The sequence below is a fragment of the Cognatilysobacter lacus genome (genome assembly GCF_008274655.1).
Classification (GTDB): Bacteria; Pseudomonadota; Gammaproteobacteria; order Xanthomonadales; family Xanthomonadaceae; genus Cognatilysobacter; species Cognatilysobacter lacus.
Genome location: NZ_VTRV01000185.1, coordinates 1 through 4,718 on the forward strand (window position 1 = coordinate 1; position 4,718 = coordinate 4,718).

General features: G+C 67.6%; 3 protein-coding genes. 1 reads left to right on the forward strand and 2 read right to left on the reverse strand.

What is annotated here, in order from left to right; all coding sequences use genetic code 11:
• Nucleotides 1-918: histone H1-like repetitive region-containing protein (locus FW784_RS12695; RefSeq protein WP_149353702.1), on the reverse strand; the 918-nt coding region annotated here is incomplete at its 3' end.
• A gap of 202 nt (nt 919-1,120) precedes the next feature.
• Entirely contained in the window at nt 1,121-3,283 is a 2,163-nt protein-coding gene (locus FW784_RS12700) for an adenosylcobalamin-dependent ribonucleoside-diphosphate reductase (RefSeq protein WP_149353703.1), read from the reverse strand.
• Nucleotides 3,284-3,745: 462 nt separating this feature from the next.
• On the opposite strand from FW784_RS12700, the gene FW784_RS12705 reads away from it, so the two are divergent.
• A partial coding sequence (locus FW784_RS12705; protein WP_149353704.1) for a trypsin-like peptidase domain-containing protein occupies nt 3,746-4,718 on the forward strand: 973 nt, incomplete at its 3' end.

Below are 4,718 nucleotides of genomic sequence, written 5' to 3' on the forward strand. Positions count from 1 at the left end.
GGCGGCGGTGCGACCGCCCGTCTTGGCCGCCGTCGACTTGCGTGCGCCAGCCGTCGACTTCGAGGCGGCCTTGCGGGCGCCCGAGGTCTTGCTGGCCGCCTTGCGCGCGCCGCCCTTCTTCGCGGCAGTCTTGCGGGCGCCGGCCTTCTTGGTCGCGCCGCGCGTGCCGGTCGCCTTCGAGGCGGCCTTGCGTGCGCCGCCCTTCTTGGCCGCCGTCTTGCGTGCACCGCCCTTTTTCGCGGCGGTCTTGCGAGCGCCGACCTTCTTCGCAGCGGTCTTGCGGGCGGCGCCCTTCTTGGCTGCCGTCTTGCGCGCGCCCGTCGAGCTGCGCGTCTGCGCACCCTTCTTGGCCGCCGCCGAACGGCGCGCGGTCGCTGCCGTCTCGCGCACGGCCTTGGTGGCGCGCGTCACCGTCTTCTTGACGGCCTTCTTGACCGCGTTGACCTTGCGCGTCGTCGCCGCCTTCTTGCCCGCGGCCACGCGTTTGGTCGACTTGCGACCCGTCGTGCCCGTCGACTTCGACGCGGTCGAACGCGCACCGGCCGCTGCGCCCTTCGACGCGGCCTTGCGGCCACCGGCGGTCTTCGACGCGCTCTTGCGGCCCGCCGCCGTCTTCGATGCGCCAGCGGTCTTGGTCGCGGTCTTGCGGCCACGCGCCTGCGTGGTGGTCTTGCGGGCGCCACCGGACTTCGATGCACGGGCTTCCTTTCGGGCGGCCGTGCTGGTGCGCTTGAGGCTCTTCTTGGCGCTCTTCACCGCGCGGCCGACGGCGTCCCCGGCGCTGCTCGCCGTGTCGACCACCTTCTCCACCACGGTGCTGGCGGTATCGGCAATGGCGCTGCCGATGTTGCTCGCCGTTTCCGTTACCGCATCGGCGGCATTGGACAGCGTTGCGGTCACTCCATTTCCATTGCTCATTTGGAAGCCCTCCTTAGGGGCGCTGTTCTGCGAATCGGGATAACGTGAAGTTATCGCGCGTTGCTATACAGACGGTGCGCACAACATCGTGTGAAAACTGCGACGACTTCATTGGGGATTTTGACTGGAACGATGCGTCGAACGCGCGCGGCGACGCATCGGGCCGCGCGCCGGGTGCATTGCCCGGCGCGTCGGCGATGGATCAGAACTTGCCGTAATAGCCTTCTTTCAGGGCGTCGAACAGGTTGGCGGCGGTGTGCTTCTCGCCGTCGTACTCGATCTCCTCGTTGCCCTTGACCTCGACCACGCTGCCGTCTTCCAGCTCGAAGCGGTAGGTGGTGTTCTCGAGGTCCTTTTCCTTGACCAGCACGCCCTGGAATGCGGCGGGATTGAAGCGGAAGGTGGTGCAACCCTTGAGCCCCTGCTTGTGGGCGTAGGTGTAGATGTCCTTGAAGTCCTCGTACGGATAGTCGGTCGGGACGTTCGCGGTCTTGGAAATCGAGCTGTCGACCCATTTCTGGGCGGCGGCCTGCACGTCGACGTGCTCCTTCGGCGAGATGTCGTCGGCCGAGATGAAGTAGTCAGGCAGGGCGGCGGCCGCGTCCTCGGCGAACGGCATGGCCTTGGGGTTGACCAGCTCGCGGTAGGCCAGCAGTTCGAACGACCAGACGTCGACCTTTTCCTTCGACTTCTTGCCTTCGCGGATCACGTTGCGGCTGTAGTGGTGCGCGAAGCTCGGCTCGATGCCGTTGGAGGCGTTGTTGGCGAGCGACAGCGAAATCGTGCCGGTCGGCGCGATCGAGCTGTGGTGGGTGAAGCGGCTGCCGACCTCGGCGAGTTCCTCGACCAGCTCCGGCGCCACCTCGGCCACGCGCTGCATGTAGCGCGAGTACTTCGCGTGCAGCACCTTGCCCTCGATCTCCTGGCCGATCTTCCAGCCGTCGGCCGCCATTTCCGGGCGCTTGCGCAGCATCTCGGCGGTGACGGTGAAGCGCTCTTCCATGATCGGGGCCGGGCCCTTCTCGCGGGCGAGCTCCAGGCCCATTTCCCAGCCGGCCACCGCCATCTCGCGGGCGATCTGCTCGGTGAATTCGCAGGATTCCTTGCTGCCGTACTTCATGCGCAGCATCGTCACCGTGCTGCCCAGGCCGAGGAAGCCCATGCCGTGGCGGCGCTTGCGCATGATCTCGGCGCGCTGCTTCTCCAGCGGCAGGCCATTCACTTCGACCACGTTGTCGAGCATGCGGGTGAACACGCGCACCACTTCCCGGTACTCGTCCCAGTCGAACGTGGCCTGGTCGGTGAATGCGTTGCGCACGAACTTGGTCAGGTTGACCGAGCCGAGCAGGCACGCGCCGTACGGCGGCAGCGGCTGCTCGCCGCAGGGGTTGGTGGCGCGGATCGCCTCGCACCACCAGTTGTTGTTCATCTCGTTGACGCGGTCGATCAGGATGAAGCCCGGCTCGGCGTAGTCGTACGTCGAGACCATGATCATGTCCCACAGGTGTCGCGCGCGGATGTGGCCGTAGATCTTGCAGGCGACCAGGCCGTCCTCGCGGTCGACGTAGTTGCGGTGCGTCGGCCACTCGCGCCAGATCACCTGCTCGGCGTTGCCGAGGTCGAGATCGCCCTGCTCCTTGACGTGCACCGGGAACACCAGTGGCCAGTCGGCGTCGTTCTCGACCGCCTCCATGAAGCCGTCGGTGATCAGCAGCGACAGGTTGAACTGGCGCAGGCGGCCGTCCTCGCGCTTGGCGCGGATGAAGTCGCGCACGTCGGGATGGCTGACGTCGAACGTGCCCATCTGCGCGCCGCGGCGGCCGCCGGCCGAGGACACGGTGAAGCACATCTTGTCGTAGATATCCATGAAGGACATCGGGCCCGACGTGTAGGCGCCGGCGCCGGCGACGAACGCGCCGCGCGGGCGCAGCGTGCTGAATTCATAGCCGATGCCGCAGCCGGCCTTCAGCGTGAGGCCGGCCTCGTGCACCTTCTCGAGGATGCCGTCCATCGAGTCCTCGATGGTGCCGCTCACGGTGCAGTTGATCGTCGACGTGGCCGGCTTGTGGTCCAGTGCGCCGGCGTTGGACGTGATGCGGCCGGCCGGGATCGCGCCACGGCGCAGCGCCCACAGGAAACGCTCGTTCCAGTACTTCTGCTTCTCGGCAGTCGGCTCGGCGTCGGCGAGCGCACGCGCGACGCGCTGGTAGGTGCCGTCGATGTCGGTGTCCACCGCCGCGCCCGTCTTCGACTTGAGCCGGTACTTCTTGTCCCAGATGTCGAGCGACGCCGGTTGAAGCGGGATGTCCCCGTCGGACTTCGGGGTCTTGGCCATGCCGACCACCTCCAGGCGCACCGTGCTCATTCCTGTCTCATCTCCGGTCAAGGCCGCGCTGAAGCGGCCGGTTTTTCTGGGTCGACCGACGCCTTGGCGGCGGCCGTTATGGGGTGCTGGTTCCACGAAAAAAAGCGCCGCCGGAGCGGCCGTGAAACCGCTCGACAGGGTGTTGGAAGCCGTGGGCCGGAGGAGGGCCTCCGACGCCTGCTACCTCAACCTATTCCCCGTTGAGCGCTCGTGAACCACAAGATTTAGTGGCCAAGCCAGTCGCTCACGCTACGCTCACGGCGCGCCGCACGTCAACGGCTTGACGCAATTCACCTGACGGATTCACCCGTGTTTTGGCGGGGCCTCGATGCTGCGATGCGACAGTTCCGACGAACGGCGCGGGAACTGCCGCTGCCGCCGCGGGTCCGTCACTGACTTGAATCCGCGACACGGCGGCGCGACATCTCGTCCGACCGTCTTCCGCATTGCCCGAGGTTCGCGATGGCTTCCCCCCGCAACACGCTGATCGCCCTGTCCCTCGCCGCCGCGTTCGGTGGTTTCGCCGCCACCGCCCTGCGCGAGACCTTCGACCATCCGGTGCAGGCCGCCCCCGCGCTGGCGCTTCCGGCGGTCGCCGCGCTGCCCGCCGCGGTCGGCTCCACGCCCATGCCGTCGCTCGCGCCGATGCTGGCGCGCGTCACGCCGGCCGTCGTGAGCGTGCACTCCAAGCAGCGCGTGCGCGTCAGCCCGTTCTCCGATCCGTTCTTCCGCCAGATGTTTCCCGACCTCACGCAGGAGCGGATCAACGAGTCGCTCGGCTCCGGCGTGATCGTCGACGCCGCGCGCGGACTGGTGCTCACCAACCACCACGTGATCGAGGGCGCGGACGACGTGTCGATCACGCTCGCCGACGGCCGCACGCTGCCCGCGCAGTTCCTGGGCAGCGATCCCGATACCGACATCGCGGTGATGAAGATCAAGGCCGACCGCCTGCAGGCGATCCCGTTCGCCAATTCCGACCAGCTGCGCGTGGGCGACTTCGTCGTCGCGGTCGGCAACCCGTTCGGCATCGGCCAGACGGTGACCAGCGGCATCGTGTCGGCGGTCGGGCGCAGCGGCCTGCCGGGCCTGGGCTACCAGAACTTCATCCAGACCGATGCGTCGATCAATCCCGGCAATTCCGGTGGCGCGCTGGTCAACCTCAACGGCGAGCTGGTGGGCATCAACACCGCGAGCTTCAATCCGCGCGGTGCGATCGCCGGCAACATCGGCCTCGGTTTCGCGATTCCCGCGAACCTCGCGCACAACATCGCCGAGCAGCTGCTCACCAACAAGGTGATCCGCCGCGGCACGTTCGGGCTGGAAACGCAGGACCTCACCGATGCGATCGCGCGCGGGCTGGGCACCAGCGCCGCCGGTGGCGCGGTGGTCACGCGTGTGTTCCCGGGCTCGGCCGCGGCGCAGGCGGGGTTGC